The 15,175-nt window shown below is 40.4% G+C and carries 16 protein-coding genes; 8 read left to right on the forward strand and 8 right to left on the reverse strand.

The features are described 5' to 3' along the window. Nucleotides 1-120: 120 nt before the first annotated feature. Nucleotides 121-429, reverse strand: a complete 309-nt coding sequence (locus tag AN395_RS09135) for a hypothetical protein (RefSeq protein ID WP_054982781.1) — start codon at nt 427-429, stop codon at nt 121-123. Between the two features lie 116 nt (nt 430-545). After that, nucleotides 546-839 (reverse strand): helix-turn-helix transcriptional regulator, encoded by a 294-nt coding sequence (locus tag AN395_RS09140; protein WP_024033207.1) that lies wholly within the window; start codon nt 837-839, stop codon nt 546-548. Between the two features lie 241 nt (nt 840-1,080). On the opposite strand from AN395_RS09140, the gene AN395_RS09145 reads away from it, so the two are divergent. After that, on the forward strand, nt 1,081-2,067 hold the full coding sequence (locus AN395_RS09145; RefSeq protein ID WP_054982782.1) for a permease: 987 nt from the start codon (nt 1,081-1,083) through the stop codon (nt 2,065-2,067). Here AN395_RS09145 and AN395_RS09150 read toward each other — a convergent pair. Beyond that, entirely contained in the window at nt 2,064-2,891 is an 828-nt protein-coding gene (locus tag AN395_RS09150; protein WP_054982783.1) for an AraC family transcriptional regulator, read from the reverse strand. The two genes, AN395_RS09145 and AN395_RS09150, sit on opposite strands and share 4 nt — an antisense overlap. 112 nt (nt 2,892-3,003) lie before the next feature. Between AN395_RS09150 and AN395_RS09155 the strand changes: the two genes are divergently transcribed. Continuing rightward, entirely contained in the window at nt 3,004-6,102 is a 3,099-nt protein-coding gene (locus AN395_RS09155) for a beta-galactosidase (protein ID WP_054982784.1), read from the forward strand. A gap of 73 nt (nt 6,103-6,175) precedes the next feature. Here the strand turns inward: AN395_RS09155 and AN395_RS09160 are convergent, their stop codons facing one another. Then, a complete protein-coding gene (locus tag AN395_RS09160; protein ID WP_004586061.1) occupies nt 6,176-6,634 on the reverse strand; it encodes a DoxX family protein in 459 nt (152 codons plus the stop codon). Nucleotides 6,635-6,928: 294 nt separating this feature from the next. Between AN395_RS09160 and AN395_RS09165 the strand changes: the two genes are divergently transcribed. Continuing rightward, entirely contained in the window at nt 6,929-8,515 is a 1,587-nt protein-coding gene (locus AN395_RS09165) for a diguanylate cyclase (RefSeq protein ID WP_036963828.1), read from the forward strand. 25 nt (nt 8,516-8,540) lie between these two features. Here AN395_RS09165 and AN395_RS09170 read toward each other — a convergent pair whose 3' ends face one another. Next, nucleotides 8,541-9,326, reverse strand: coding sequence for a hypothetical protein (locus AN395_RS09170; protein ID WP_235576562.1), 786 nt, complete (start codon nt 9,324-9,326; stop codon nt 8,541-8,543). 153 nt (nt 9,327-9,479) lie between these two features. Then, on the reverse strand, nt 9,480-9,899 hold the full coding sequence (locus AN395_RS09175; protein WP_024033213.1) for a VOC family protein: 420 nt from the start codon (nt 9,897-9,899) through the stop codon (nt 9,480-9,482). Nucleotides 9,900-10,170: 271 nt separating this feature from the next. Between AN395_RS09175 and AN395_RS09180 the strand changes: the two genes are divergently transcribed. Together AN395_RS09180 and AN395_RS09185 are read left to right on the forward strand one after the other, a co-directional pair. Beyond that, complete coding sequence (locus AN395_RS09180) at nt 10,171-10,476, forward strand: hypothetical protein (RefSeq protein ID WP_054982840.1); 306 nt, start codon at nt 10,171-10,173, stop codon at nt 10,474-10,476. Next, complete coding sequence (locus tag AN395_RS09185) at nt 10,473-10,856, forward strand: hypothetical protein (RefSeq protein WP_004586056.1); 384 nt, start codon at nt 10,473-10,475, stop codon at nt 10,854-10,856. The genes AN395_RS09180 and AN395_RS09185 overlap by 4 nt, the downstream gene beginning before the upstream one ends. Nucleotide 10,857: 1 nt before the next feature. Here the strand turns inward: AN395_RS09185 and AN395_RS09190 are convergent, their stop codons facing one another. Continuing rightward, a complete protein-coding gene (locus AN395_RS09190) occupies nt 10,858-11,685 on the reverse strand; it encodes a sterol desaturase family protein (protein ID WP_054982786.1) in 828 nt (275 codons plus the stop codon). Further along, the gene (locus AN395_RS09195; protein WP_024033219.1) at nt 11,682-12,128 is read right to left on the reverse strand and encodes an SRPBCC family protein; all 447 of its coding nucleotides are present in this window, start codon (nt 12,126-12,128) and stop codon (nt 11,682-11,684) included. The genes AN395_RS09190 and AN395_RS09195 overlap by 4 nt, the downstream gene beginning before the upstream one ends. Before the next feature lie 97 nt (nt 12,129-12,225). On the opposite strand from AN395_RS09195, the gene AN395_RS09200 reads away from it, so the two are divergent. The 3 genes from AN395_RS09200 to AN395_RS09210 all read left to right on the forward strand — a co-directional run bounded on the left by AN395_RS09200 (nt 12,226) and on the right by AN395_RS09210 (nt 15,083). Continuing rightward, nucleotides 12,226-13,221 (forward strand): AraC family transcriptional regulator, encoded by a 996-nt coding sequence (locus AN395_RS09200; protein WP_054982787.1) that lies wholly within the window; start codon nt 12,226-12,228, stop codon nt 13,219-13,221. An 85-nt stretch (nt 13,222-13,306) separates the two neighbouring features. Next, on the forward strand, nt 13,307-14,086 hold the full coding sequence (locus AN395_RS09205) for an ABC transporter substrate-binding protein (protein WP_054982788.1): 780 nt from the start codon (nt 13,307-13,309) through the stop codon (nt 14,084-14,086). Nucleotides 14,087-14,132: 46 nt separating this feature from the next. Next, nucleotides 14,133-15,083, forward strand: coding sequence for an alpha/beta fold hydrolase (locus tag AN395_RS09210; protein ID WP_054982789.1), 951 nt, complete (start codon nt 14,133-14,135; stop codon nt 15,081-15,083). Nucleotides 15,084-15,175 lie beyond the last annotated feature (92 nt).

A 15,175-nucleotide genomic window follows, 5' to 3' on the forward strand; every position in this document is an offset into this window, starting at 1 on the left:
TGGCTTAATCACTATGCCTATTTTAAAAACAAGCGCGATTAAGCAACCTAAATATGTACATAACTAGCCTTGTAGCGAACAGGCGCAGGCAGTTATATACAAAGTGTTTAAAATTAAAAACTAGCTATAAAAATTGGGTGGCGGAACATCTGGTGGGTAATTTAAACCATTGTAGCAAGCAGGCTGAGCTGCTTGGCTTTTTTCAGGGTTTATAGAGTGATTTAGTGTACTGTAGTAACCACAGTGGCAATGTTGATGGGCATGAATTTCAGTAGGTGGTTGCGCGTCTTCATCGTTTGTATCGGCCACAGACTGAATGTGCGAAGCATGATCGACTTCTTCTTGTAAATGATACGCGGCAGCATCACAGCTAATAAAGCTGTGTACAAGCACAAGAAGTATCACGACTAAAAAGTAGTTTGAGCGCATCCATTACCTAATTAAATTTAAAGTAGGTTCCTATTTTACAAACTAGGAACAGCGGCATATTAAACCCGCACGCGTCTTGAGGTCAATAAACAACGCGCAAAACCGTTGATAAAAGTTTACTGCCCTTCGTCTACACAACATTCGTTTTGTAAAAAACCAATTACATCGTCTAAGCGCTGGTACATAGCCACGCAATAAAGCGTGCGCCCTTCGCGCCTTTGGCTAATTAGCCCAGCGTTAACTAAGCCCGATATATGGTGCGAAAGTGTAGAGCCCGCCATGCTTAGCTCTTCTTGTATATTGCCAACACTAATTCCAGTGTGCCCAGCTTTAACTACACGCTTATATATAGTTAAACGCGTAGGATGGCCTAATTCTTTTAATGCTTTTGCAACGTCGATAATTTCCATTACAACCTCGTAATTTCTAAATTATTAGAAATAATAACAATTTGAATCTTTAAATACAGCTTTATTAGCAAGTTACCTTAAAAGTTAAAAATAAAACATTTAAAAACAAGGGTATAAAAATCATTTCTATATATCTAGAAATAAAGTATTGACGATGCTATTGCTCATCAATATACTTCTATAAAATTCGAAATATAACTTACTTAACGTAAGTTATACCTTGTGTACTTTGGAGTGCGTTATGAGTAATGAAATGCTAGCAATGGCAAAAGAGGCGTTAGGCATGTTTGCCTTTTTAGCCACAGAGTTAACTATTTTATTTATTGTTATTAGTTATTTAGTAGGTGTTTTACAGCTATTTATAACACCCGAAAAAATTCAATCCATTTTAAGTTCAAAAAACGGTAAGGGTTACGTTGTTGCTGCTTTATTGGGGGCTATTACACCATTTTGTTCGTGCTCAACCATTCCGTTTTTAAAAGGATTATTAAGAGCGAGAGCGGGCTTTGGCCCTATGATGGTATTTTTATTTGGCAGCCCGCTACTTAACCCGGTGATCATTGGGTTATTTGTAATTACCTTTGGCTGGCAGGTCGCTTTATTTTACTTTTTAGTGGCTATGGTGGTGTCGGTTGTAGCAGGCTATACCCTTGAAAAGCTAGGCTTTGAAAGGTATGTAAAACCAGAAGCTTACAGCACAGAATCTACTAGTAGCTGCGCAAAACCAAGCTGTAGTGAGCCTAAAGAAGTTGAGCCAAGCTGTGCAACCACAAGCTGCGGCGAACCTAAAGCAATAGAGCCTACTAAAAAAGCGCAGCCTAATCGCTGGGTAAAAGTGTGGCATGCAACCTTTAAAGACTTTAAACAGGTGTTTCCGTACTTAATGCTAGGGGTAGCTATAGGCTCGTTTATTTATGGCTTTATTCCTACCGAGCTAATTGCTAAATATGCGGGCGATGGTATGTGGTATGCCATTCCTATTGCAGCCATTATTGGTATTCCACTTTATATTAGAGCCGAAGCCGTTATTCCGCTAAGTGCCGCATTGGTCAAAAAAGGCATGGCGCTTGGCTCGGTAATGGCATTAATAATTGGCAGCGCGGGCGCAAGCTTAACAGAAGTTATTTTGCTTAAATCAATTTTTAAAAACCAAATGATAGCCGCCTTTTTGTTTGTCATTATTACTATGGCTATTGGTGCAGGCTTTTTATACCAAGCTATTTTTTAAATGCTCATTTTTCTAAACTCAGTGGGTGACACGCCCACTGATTTTTTAAACCGTTTAGAAAAATTAAATATATTAGGATACCCCACATAAGCAGCAATATAGGCAACAGGCCAGCGGGTATTTAGTAGCAAGTTTTTAGCCCGTTTAATACGTAAGTAAATAAGCTGCTGCATTGGGCTTTTACCAAATTGCGCTTGGCATAACCTATGTAAATGCGGTGCTGAGTAATGTACTTGTTCGCACATAGCCTCTATTGTCCAATCAAACTGCAGGCGTTCTTCTACCTCTAAAAACAAGCTGGTTAATCTATTTTGCCCGCCTATTTGCGGCTCGCTTTGAAGCGTAGTATTTAAGTAGTGGCTTAAAATAGGCATTACGCCTTCGCGCAAAGTAGCGTTTGCCTCGCTGTATAAAAGCTCCATCGCTAAATGTAATGGCGCTAACTGCTGATTAGTTAATACTTTAGCCTGCGCTAAATTTAAATGTTGCCAACGCTTGGTGTTTGCAAGGTTTAGCCAAATCACATCCCATTTTTCGCTCGCTATTTTAACCTCAAAACTTTGCCTTGCAGGCAATATAGCTAAGCTATTTTCGGCAAGTGTATATTGGTTATTAATGGTTTTTAGCGTGCCCTGGCCAGCCAAGGTATAAAAAAGAGTGTGTTCAAGCGGGTTAGTACGCGCAACACAATAATCACCCAATAAATTTGAGCAACCTGCCAGCTCTATTTCAAGGCTTGGCATTTGCGAAAGCGTGGCTAAATCAATAAACCGCTCTGTACACTCTGGGCCAATATCGAGTACATCTACAATGGTGTTGCGCATAATTTAAAATGATAGTTTTGGATAAATAAAAGAGAGCTTTAAGCATAACCGCAACGCGCTATTTTAGCTATATTTAAGCCATTATAATTGCCACACATGCAATAGGACACGAATGAACTCACTACAGCACATAATTAACCGCCGCGATTGGGAAAACCCAATTTCGGTGCAAGTTAATCAAGTAAAAGCGCACAGCCCACTTAATGGTTTTAAAAGCGTTGACCATGCCCGTACCAACACACAATCACAAAAACAAAGTTTAAACGGCCAGTGGGATTTTAAATTATTTGATAAACCCGAAGCGGTTGATGAGTCATTGCTAAGTGAAACACTCGCCAGCGACTGGCAAAGTATTCCAGTGCCTTCTAACTGGCAACTACACGGCTTTGATAAACCTATTTACTGTAATGTTAAATACCCCTTTGCAGTAAACCCGCCATTTGTACCAAGCGATAACCCAACAGGTTGCTACCGCACTGAGTTTACTGTTACGGCGGATCAATTAGCTCAGCGTAACCATATTATTTTTGAAGGCGTAAACTCGGCGTTTCATCTTTGGTGTAACGGTCAATGGGTGGGCTACTCGCAAGATAGCCGCTTACCCAGCGAATTTGATTTAAGCGAGCTGTTAGTTGCAGGTACTAATCGCATTGCGGTTATGGTTATTCGCTGGAGCGATGGCAGTTACCTAGAAGATCAAGACATGTGGTGGCTAAGCGGTATATTCCGCGATGTTAATTTACTTACTAAACCGCAACACCAAATACGTGATGTATTTATAACCCCAGATTTAGACGCCTGCTACCGCGATGCAGCGCTACATATAAAAACCGCAATAGATGCGCCAAATAACTACCAAGTAGCCGTACAGGTTTTTGATGGTGAACAAGCACTGTGTGAGCCACACATACAAAGCACTAACAATAAACGCGTTGATGAAAAAGGCGGTTGGAGCGATGTCGTATTTCAAACAATTGATATACAAAACCCTAAAAAGTGGACCGCTGAAACCCCGACCTTATACCGCTGTGTTGTAAGCCTGTTAGATGAGCAAGGCAACACAGTAGATGTAGAAGCCTACAACATTGGCTTTAGAAAAGTAGAAATGCTCAACGGGCAGCTTTGCTTAAACGGCAAGCCCCTGCTTATTCGCGGTGTTAACCGCCACGAGCACCACCCAGAAAACGGTCATGCAGTTACTACCGCCGATATGATTGAAGATATTAAGCTGATGAAGCAAAATAACTTTAATGCTGTACGTACCGCTCACTACCCTAACCACCCTCGTTTTTACGAGCTGTGTGACGAGCTAGGTTTATACGTAGTAGACGAAGCCAATATAGAAACTCACGGTATGTTTCCTATGGGTAGGCTTGCCAGCGATCCGCAATGGGCTGGCGCATTTATGTCGCGCTATACGCAAATGGTTGAGCGCGATAAAAACCACCCCTCTATTATTATTTGGTCACTGGGTAACGAATGCGGGCACGGTGCCAACCACGATGCGATGTACGGCTGGTCTAAAAGCTTTGACCCATCGCGCCCAGTGCAATACGAAGGTGGCGGCGCAAATACCACCGCAACCGATATTATTTGCCCTATGTATGCCCGTGTAGATACCCATGTTGCCGACGACGCCGTACCTAAATACTCTATTAAAAAGTGGTTAAGCCTACCGGGTGAAACGCGCCCACTTATTTTATGTGAGTACGCCCATGCAATGGGTAACAGCCTAGGTAGCTTTGACGATTACTGGCAAGCATTTAGAGAATACCCGCGTTTGCAAGGCGGCTTTATTTGGGATTGGGTAGACCAAGGTTTATCTAAAACAGATAAAAACGGTAAGCATTACTGGGCTTACGGTGGCGACTTTGGTGATGAGCTAAACGACCGCCAATTTTGTATTAACGGCTTATTATTTCCAGACCGTACACCGCACCCAAGCCTGTTTGAAGCTAAATACAGTCAGCAATATTTACAATTTACGCTGCGAGAGCAAACTCAAAACCAATACACCGTTGATGTATTTAGCGATTATGTATTTAGAGCAACCGATAACGAAAAGCTTATTTGGCAGTTAATAGAAAATGGCCAATGTGTAGAGCAAGGCGAGCAAGTTATTAATATTGCTCCGCAAAGTACGCAAACGCTAACTATTAATACAAAAACGGTGTTTAAAGCAGGTGCGCAATACCACCTTAATTTAGATGTTGCACTGATTAACGACTCAAGCTTTGCAAGTGCCGAACATGTATTAAACACCGAGCAATTTAAGCTTATAAATAGCCAAAGTTTAAGCGCTGATACATTTTCGCCTGCTTTAGCAGACGCCTCAACGCACGGCGCACTAAATATTAGCGAAACCAACACACAGCTAAATATTGAAGGCGATAGCTTTAAACTTGTGTTTAATAGCCAATCAGGCCTTATTGAGCAATGGTTACACAATCAAACCCAAGTTATTAAAAGCCCATTGGTTGATAATTTTTACCGCGCCCCGCTTGATAACGACATAGGCGTAAGCGAAGTAGACAACCTAGACCCTAACGCATGGGAAGCACGCTGGTTAAGAGCGGGTATTGGGCAGTGGCAGCGTACATGCCGCTCGTTTGAAGTAGTGCAATCAAAAGTAGATATACGTATTACCTGTGTATTTAGTTATGAATTTAATGGCGCAGTACAAGCAAAAACAACTTGGCTTTATACACTTAATAATACCGGTGAAATTAACTTAAAAGTTGATGTACAACTAAACGATACTCTCCCGCCCATGCCACGCATAGGGTTAAGCACAACGCTTAATAAACCAAGCGATACACAAGTAAATTGGCTTGGTTTAGGCCCATTTGAAAACTACCCAGATCGTAAAGCGGCTGCGCGCTTAGGGTATTACAGCGCACAATATAATGAGCTACATACTCCGTATATATTCCCAACCGATAATGGCGTACGTAGTGATTGCCAATTACTAAGCATTAATAACTTAAACGTGACTGGTACGTTTTTATTCGCCGCCAGTGAGTACTCACAAAGCATGTTAACGCAAGCAAAGCACACCAATGAGCTAGTCGCTGATGATTGCTTACATGTACATATTGACCATCAACATATGGGGGTTGGCGGCGATGACTCGTGGAGCCCAAGTACCCATAAAGAGTATTTACTAGAGCAAAAGCAATACAACTACTCTTTAAAATTTAGTGCTAAATAAAACAGCGCTTAACCCATACAAAAATAGCGGCTAATTTAGCCGCTATTTTTTAATACTGAATTGTTATTTACTACTACTGAGGCAGCGATTTATTCGCTAACTTTTTAGCAATTACGTTATCAACCGATAAGCTACCTGCACCTTGTATAGCCAGTGCAGCCGTGGCAACTAACAAAGTAAGTGCGAACTCATAGCCGTTGTTTGCTACAAATAAACCATGACTAATGTGCACGCTAAATATCGCAATCAGCATAGTAAACGCCGTAACTACAGCCGCTGGGCGCGTTAATAAACCAATGGCTAAAGCAATACCGCCAAAAAATTCAGCGCTGCCTGCCATCATTGCAAGCCAGTAGCCAGGCTCAAGGCCAATGCTTGCCATCCACTGCCCTGTGCCTTCAAGGCCGTAGCCGCCAAACCAAGCAAATAATTTTTGTGCACCGTGCGCTGCTAAAATTAAACCAACGGGTACACGTAAAATAAGTGCTGCCATGCCTGCGTTAGAGCTTAATAATGAGTGTAAGTATTTCATAGTGTGATCCTGTTTTATTGTTAATAAGGCTAGTAACCAATGAGTACAGTTTACTATCATCATTTAAAACAATTAATACGAACATTATTGTCAAATTATCAACATGGTGTTTTTAATTGTTTAACTAAGTTGCGGCTATTTTGTACTTAGCGGGCATAAACACCTCAAGAGCTAGTTTAATAGCGCACTTTTAAGCGTTATTAAACAGTAAACTAATAGCTAAATAGTCCGGCTCTGCTAGTATAAAAAAAGTAGTAAAAATTGGATCCGCTTATGAGCTATATAGGTAACAGGTTGACGTTTTTCCCACCTAAAAATAAGGGGGCGCTCTTTTTTGTTTTCATTACTTTGCTCGCGTTATTTATTACTTTTGATTCTCATGCTGCCGATACATGTAAAATAAAGCACTTAAACTCACCCACACCTGCCTCTGTGCTAAAGGTAAATACTCCTTCTGAACTCACTGCTCAACGCGGTGTTAATCAATATCAAATAAGTTGCTCTGTTAAAAATGGTGGCGTACTAAGCTTTTTACGCCCGGGGCTAGATAGCTTTACTTGGCAGCAAAACAACACTGTAAAAGCGCCCTTAAAAGCAGGGCAAGTAGCCTACTTAATGGACTCGGGGGCTTTTACAGCCACAATAACATTAGAATCAAAGCTTAATTACACACCGCGGTTTAAATGGCAGCCAACTCATATTTATTTTAAAAAAGCACAGCAACATTCGCTGATTATGGGCTCATTTTATGGGTTGTGCATTACACTTATTTTTTATGTATTAATAATGGGACATAGACTTAACGAAAGTGTATTTAAGCTCTACAGCATTTACATTTTTTGTATTGGCAGCTTTATTTTACTCCAAGAAGGGCAACTGTATTTATTTGTAACGCAGCATGTATCTGGCGTTATTTTTAACTTATACCTACTTAGCATTGGCTTAACCGTACTAAGTGCCACGTGGTTTATGCTTGCGTTACTCGAGACTAATAAACGCTGGCCTAAATTAACTAAGCTGCTCAAAACATTGGCCTGTACTGTAATGCTATGCGCGGTACTTAAAATGCTCGTTACCGACCTGTTATTTTGGACAATAGCAGGGCATATTATGGCTTATTCTTCGCTGTTTATTGTGGCTGTTATTTTTACTTTAGCAGCCATGCAAGCCCTCAAAGGTGTACGCGAGGCAACACTCGTATTTGTAGCGCTTAGCTTTGTATTAGTAAGTATGATTTTTAGGGTGCTGCTTATTAACCAAAGCCCGTTTATGCAGCGTTATGGGTTTGTGTTAGCGTTTGCGGTTGAATCATTTTTATTAGCTGTTGCGGTTTCAAGGCGTATAAGCCGAATGCGAATTGCACAAAAGCGCGCCGAAACCGAAGCCGACTACGACCCCCTTTGTGGTATTTTAAACCGCAGGGGCTGGGCTAAAAAATCATCCGCGCTTATCAATATGCACGCCAAAAAAGGCGGCGTATTATGTTTGATGTATATAGATTTAGACGACTTTAAACAAATAAACGACAGCTACGGCCATGCTGTAGGCGATGACGCTTTATGCAACGTTGCCCGTTGCTTAAAAAGCAGTGTTCGCAGCAGCGATGCTGTAGGGCGCTTAGGCGGTGATGAATTTGTCGTACTTGCACATTTTTATACTAATGCGCAGGTAAATCCTAAAACTCATCATTTAAAAACCGCCTTAAATAGGCTCACAATAAATCACAACAACGACCCTATAGCCATTAAAGCGAGTATGGGTACTACCGTATTTAGTGAACCGCCCCACTCTATTGATGAAATTTTAAAAGCGGGCGACACCGCCATGTACCACGAAAAAATACAACGAAAGGTTAAACCGCTCACGTTAGTAGATGGCTAAATTTTAGCAAGACTGCTTATTGCTATTAAACCGTAGCCGGTTTGGCAAATTGTTTACGGTTTACATAGTGGCTCATAATAATGGTAAATAAAGTTGAGCACACTGCAGCCGCTGCATATACCTGCCAAATCACAAATTCAAACTTAAGCGCGAGTGCAATCACAGCAAAAAACACACAGCCCCCTAACGAGCCAATAATGCCGCCGTTAAGCACCTTATACGCCGAGTATTTTTTATCACTTGCATGCGCAATACTGCCCATAACCGCCAAAATTACCGGAAAAGTAGAAAGTAACCCGCTCCACATTGACCCTATTTTTGCCGATATAAACGTAACTAACATAATAAAGCAGCTGACCAATAACATTTTTAGCGGCAGCTCCCACGCAGCGGTAAAAGGTTTGGCATCGGGCGCAAATTTTAACTTACTCGATGCCAGCGCAAGCACCAATAAAGTACTAAGCGAGAGCACCGATGCAAAGGCAATATTCACCGGCAATAACAAAGTAAATGCACTAAAAGCGCACCATAGTGTTAATGCAGCAAAGAGCGCTTTAACTACCCCATATTTTGCAAGCATGGCAGCATAACAAAAACAAAATAAGCCTATACCGCTCATGCCATACAACGACGCCACAGCCGAGTTACTAGCAAATAACTTACCTTGCTCAAGCGCAATAAAATACGAAATAGGGCCCGATGTAATAGGCAAGCCCGGAATAATACCGCTCACAAAACTGCCAAAGCGTTTTTGAGCAAAGTGAATAAATAATAAAAGTAATGGCGCAATGGTGAGTTTTAACAGCAACATAAATAACTATAAAGTATGAGAGTTGCGCGTTAGTCTACGTTTAAAATTCCGTACTGTAGAGTGAATAAATATCACTCATACGGTGTAATTATTTTCATCTATAGGTACAAAAAAGGCCACTACAAAAGTGGCCTATTCTTTAATAAATATTGCTTACGCTTTTTTAAATAAAACCTCAGGGTTTACCATGGTTTTCATTTCAAGCACGTTGCCGTTTGGATCTTCAATAAAAAAGGTTTCTTGTTCAAACTCATCACCAACAAAACGGCGATACGGTTTATCTAGGTATTCAAGCCCCGCATCTTCTATACGTTTTTTTAAACCGTTAAATTCATCTTCTGATAAATGAATACCAAAATGCGGTACCGCCACTGCGCCCATATCTACATCGTGGCGAACAGTGGGTAAGCGCTCTTCGCTTTGGTGTAAGGTGAGCTCATTACCCCAAAAGTCTATGTCTACCCAGCGCCCTTCTTCGCTGTTCCCTGTTTTACAGCCAAGCACATCACAGTAAAACGTTTTCGCTACTTTTAAATCGCCAGCGGGTATAGCCAAGTGCAAACAGTTAGACATAAATTACCTTTAATCTTTTAAATTTGTATATTAATAACCTCTATTATACATAAAATATAATTTATGAAACATTAACAGCCACAAATAAGCATAGTTAATACCAACCCAGCTTAAAAAGTAGCCTTAATAACATTTAACGCTAACACCCACATTTTATTTATTAGAGATAGTTAGAAAGCGTAAAAGGATTAGTTTAAAATGCGCTGCTATGATTAAATTCTTATTTTTAAAGTTTATAACCTTCTTTTTAGGCTTTGTAGCCTGCTTTGCCATGCACACAACTTTTGCATTGCCTTTAGTTATTTCGGCGGCGCTTACAGGGCTAATTGGCTCGTTTATTCCTTTTCCTACTCGGTTTAAAAATCATCCCTATGCGGCTATTTACGCAGGTAGTTTTGCCGGTATGTGCTCTACACACTTAATTACAAGTTATTGGGAAATAGCCATAATTTCTGTTATTGGCGCCAGTTTATATGTGCTTACCATAAATATGTTTACCGGTTTTGGCGGTAAGCTAGGTAGTGTTGCCTTTGCAAGCGTGGCTTTATTTATGTTGGCCAAAGGAATGGTTTTATGAATTTAGAATACCCATTTATAGCCTTACTAGGTGCGTTTTTAACGTTTTACTTAGCCAAACATAATCGTTTTGACGGCATACGTGCATCGGCCTCGCTTTCTATTATTGCTTATTTACTATTAAGTGCTTTAAACCTAAACCCCGACTTATACTCAGTCGTGTTTTTTGGCGGCACATTTATAGGCATGAGCGCCCCACATCGATTTGGTATTTATACCGTTGCCAGCTCATCTATTTTATTTTCGTTTTTATTTGAATACCTAGTACCAAAGCTTGATGGTTATGGCGGTGCCTTAGGTGTGAGTGCGTTTTTATCTATTTGTATTTGCCACATGTTTATTTTACTCGGAGCGCCAAGAAGTAAAAAGCCACTTGGCTAAATCACTCGTTTTTAACTTTAACACTACTGGTTGGGTAGCCAAATAGCACTTTGCATTTAGCTATTAACCCTTTCGCCGTATAGGTACTTTTTAATAAATAAGCCCACTGATGAAACGTTATTATTAGTGGGTTATTACTATTTAGCTGCCCTACTATGCCGTATTTACAGGGCTGATTTTTGTCTTCTTCTACAAATGTGCCAAATAATTTATCCCAAATAATAAGCACACCAGCAAAGTTTTTATCAAGGTAGCGTTTATTAATTGCATGATGAACCCTGTGGTGCGATGGCGTATTAAATACGCTTTCAAACCAGCCTAACTTAGCCACTATTTGCGTGTGCACAAAAAATTGATACGCCAAATTAAGTGCTACTACACTAAATACGGTTAAAGGGTCAAAGCCTAGTAGTATCATAGGTAGCCAAAATACCCACATGCCGGCTACTGGGTACATTATGCTTTGCCTAAACGCAGTGGTAAAATTCATTTTAGTGGAGCTGTGGTGAACCACATGCGCAGCCCACAACCAATGAATATGATGCGACGCACGATGAAACCAATAGTACAAAAAATCTTGCAGTAAAAATGCAAAAGCAACGCTTAATACACTCAGCTTTATATCAAATAAGCGGTACTCGTAAAGCATGTAAAAAAATGGCATAAGTAGCAGCAGTGCCATTGCATCTGCGCCTTGGTGCAACAAGGCTAAAACGGTGTTTGCTAGGCTGTCTTTTATATTGTAATAGCGCTTAAATTTTACAAATTCAAAGCATACAAACACTAAAAAAACAGGGCTTAGGGCAAGTAAAATAATTTCTGAGTTCATACTTTGCCCACCATAAAGTAATGCTGCAGTTTATTTAATGCCTGGGTTATATCTTTACTAATTAGGTGTTTTAGCAAAGCATTTGGCAGCCACCACGGCGCTTTGCAGCGTATACAATAATTAAGCTCGGTAGTGTTACTTTTAGCGCCTGTATTAGCAACTAAATAAATATCACCTTGATGGTTTGCCACAGGCTTATTACCTTCTATTTGGTAGCAAATGTGGCTGGGGTTAGCCATTATTATACGCTCATTAAACGTAGCATTTGCCATTTTCACTTGCCTAATAGCGCCTTTCCCGCCTTTTAGCTCACCGCTATTTGCTGTTTTTATTAGCTCAAACTTGGCATTAAAAAAGCGATCTAACTGTTGATGATCCAACAAGGTGGTTATTATTTGCAAAGGATCTGCATTAAGCGTTTGCTTTATTGATATAAAGATCATTGTTTACAGCGAAGATAATTACTCATGTAACTAGCATATAAAAATTGAACATGGCAAGCTTGCTCATACACGACCATTTTTTAGCTTTAGACGACAAATGCATACACTGGCTGATCATTACTTTTCGAGCATTTTAGATTACTTGCAAACCCAAGGTATTGATTCTAATACGGCTCTTAAGGCAATCGGGTTTACTGAATTTAGTCGCCAGCATAGTCAGCAATTAGCACCCCGTATTAGTTTACAAAGTTACAATGTGCTGCTTGTGTATGGTCAAAAAGCGCTAAACGATCCGCTGTTTGGTTTTACTTTAGGTATGCACATTCGCCCCGCAGATTACGGTATATTGGGCTATTTAATAGAATCGAGCGATACCCTAAGTAGCGCTATAAAGGCACTGTTAAATTACGACAGCTTAGTGGCAGATATTGGTAAAGCGCAGTTTTTACAAACTGCAGACACCGCTACGGTGCGCTGGCATGCTCATCCTCATTGTAATGAACAAGTAGTATTACGAAACATGACTGCTTGGGTAAGCGTTATTCGCCAATTGATAAACGCATCACTTTGCCCAAGCAGTATCAGCTTTATACATAATTGGCCTAAAAGGCACACACAACAGTTAGAGGCGTGGTTTAAATGCCCCGTTATAAGCGGCGCAGCGCATAACCAAATAAACTTTCCGAGCAGTTATTTAAACCTTGCCTTTAAAACCGACAACGCCATTGTAAATGCTACATTTAAGCAGCTTTCACAACAGCAGCTATCGCGTTTTAAAAGTCAGCAGTGCCTAACAGAAAAAGTTAAACAGCTACTTATAGCAAAAACAACATTACAAAATTGCCAGCTTATTGCAGTTGCAAGCGCACTAAACGTAACACCGCGCACGCTACAGCGACATTTAAAAAAACAACATGTAACCTTTGCGCAATTGCTCGAACAAGAAAGAAAAAACCGCTCCCGCACGTTAATTGGTACGCTCCCACTTAGCGAACTAGCTAACCTGTTAGGCTTTAAAGATCAGAGCTCGTTTAATCGTGCTTTTTTACGATGGCACCATTGCACACCCACACAATTTTTAAAACGTAAATGAACCGCAGTGTTATTCACATTAAATAAACATTTATGGTATACCTTTTAATCAACACTCTTTAAACTAGAGCGCATAATAATTAAAAATGTGGGTTAAATTTGTGCGTGTAGTATTAAGTATTTGTGTGTTTATGCTTTATAGCGCCATGTGCAACGCACAGACCATTACCTTTGTAGCAGAAGATCTCCCGCCTTATCATTTTATAAATGAAAATAACGAACCCGACGGCGCATTAGTCGATTTAGCCAAAGCCACCATTAAACATACAAAGCTATCCGCCAAGTTTGAAATAATTCCTATGGCGCGTATTTTTACAATGCTTAAAAACAACCCAAATGCAATTGCGTTGTCTCTTTTAAAAACCCCCCTTAGAGCAAGGCAATACACCTGGCTAGGTGAGTCATACTTTGCCGATGCTTATTTAGTTAGCTTAAAAAACCGTACTGATGAAGTTACCCACCTTAATCACGCAAAATTTTACCAAGTGGCCACAATACGTGGCTATTCAAGTGCCACCTATTTAAAAAACGCCGGTTTTACCGAAGACAAAAACCTAGTTCTTGTAAGCTACTATCAGCAACTGTGGCAAATGCTTTATAAAAAACGCATCGACTTTGTACTAACCAACACACTTACGTTAAATAACGAGCTAAAGCGCTCAGGCCTAAATCCCAATTTAATAACTAAGCGAATTCATTTAACCGACTACCCTTCAAAATTATATTTTAGTGCCAACAAAACCCTAGATAAACACACCGCAAGCGCTATTAGCCATGCACTTAACACACTAAAAGAAAACGGCGAATATCAGGCTATTTTAACCAAGTGGCAACTACCGCTTCCAGCTACTGCCAACAAGTTGTAATAAACAGGGTCTATAATTTTAGCAACGCAAACACTGCTAGTTGGCTATGCGAACAATTAAAACACCTCAGGGTATAACACTCAGTTACCAAGACGAAGGCGATAAAAAAGCCCCTGCAATCATACTTATTATGGGTTTAGGCGCACAAATGACCGTGTGGCCGGACTCGCTTTACTACACCTTAGTAAAAAAAGGCTTTAGGGTTATACGCTTTGATAACCGCGACACTGGCCTATCTACCCATTTAGAGCATCACCCTAGCCCGAGTTTATTTAAATCGTGGTTAAGTAAACGCCTACCCATACGCACGCAAACCCCCTATTTACTTGATGATATGGCAAACGATGTATTGGCGCTTATGGCGGCGCTTAAAATAAAAAAAGCGCATTTTGTAGGTGCTTCTATGGGCGGTATGATTGCTCAGCTAATTGCAGCTCAACATAAAAAAAAGGTGCTAAGTTTAACCACTATTATGTCAAGCTCTAGCCTGCCAAGGCTGAGTGCCAAAAGCATTGGCGTATTTATAAAGCTTGCCAAATTAAAGCCCAAAACATCCAGCCGTGATGAGGCAATAAACTACAACATTAAACTTAACCAACTTATTGGCAGCCCCGCTTACCCTCAATCAGAAGACGCACTTCGCCATCATGCAACGCAAATTGTAGAGCGCTCGCATAATCCAAGTGGCTACAAACGCCAGCTTATTGCTATGGCCGCGAGTAAAGACAGGCAACATTTAATTCGTAAAATTAAAACGCCTACTTTAGTAATTCATGGCAGCGACGATGTGGTAATACCCGTAAGTGCAGGGAAAAAAACGGCAAGCCTTATAAAAAAAGCCAAGCTAAGAGTAGTCCCTGGGATGGGCCATAACTTTGCGCCAGAACTTATGCCCATTATGACAAAGTGGATAGTTAAGCATGTAAAAAAAGCGCAGCGCAAACACCTAAATAAAAAACGCAAAAAACAACAGCAACAAAAAACCACATTGGTATAACCAAAAAGACAACAAAAAAACTACGAAAACAAAAAATTGGTAATGTTGATATTTTAAATTGGTATGTTAGATTAAAGTTAAGCGAAGTTAAT

The sequence above is a fragment of the Pseudoalteromonas sp. P1-30 genome (assembly GCF_001400005.1).
GTDB classification, from domain to species: domain Bacteria; phylum Pseudomonadota; class Gammaproteobacteria; order Enterobacterales; family Alteromonadaceae; genus Pseudoalteromonas; species Pseudoalteromonas atlantica.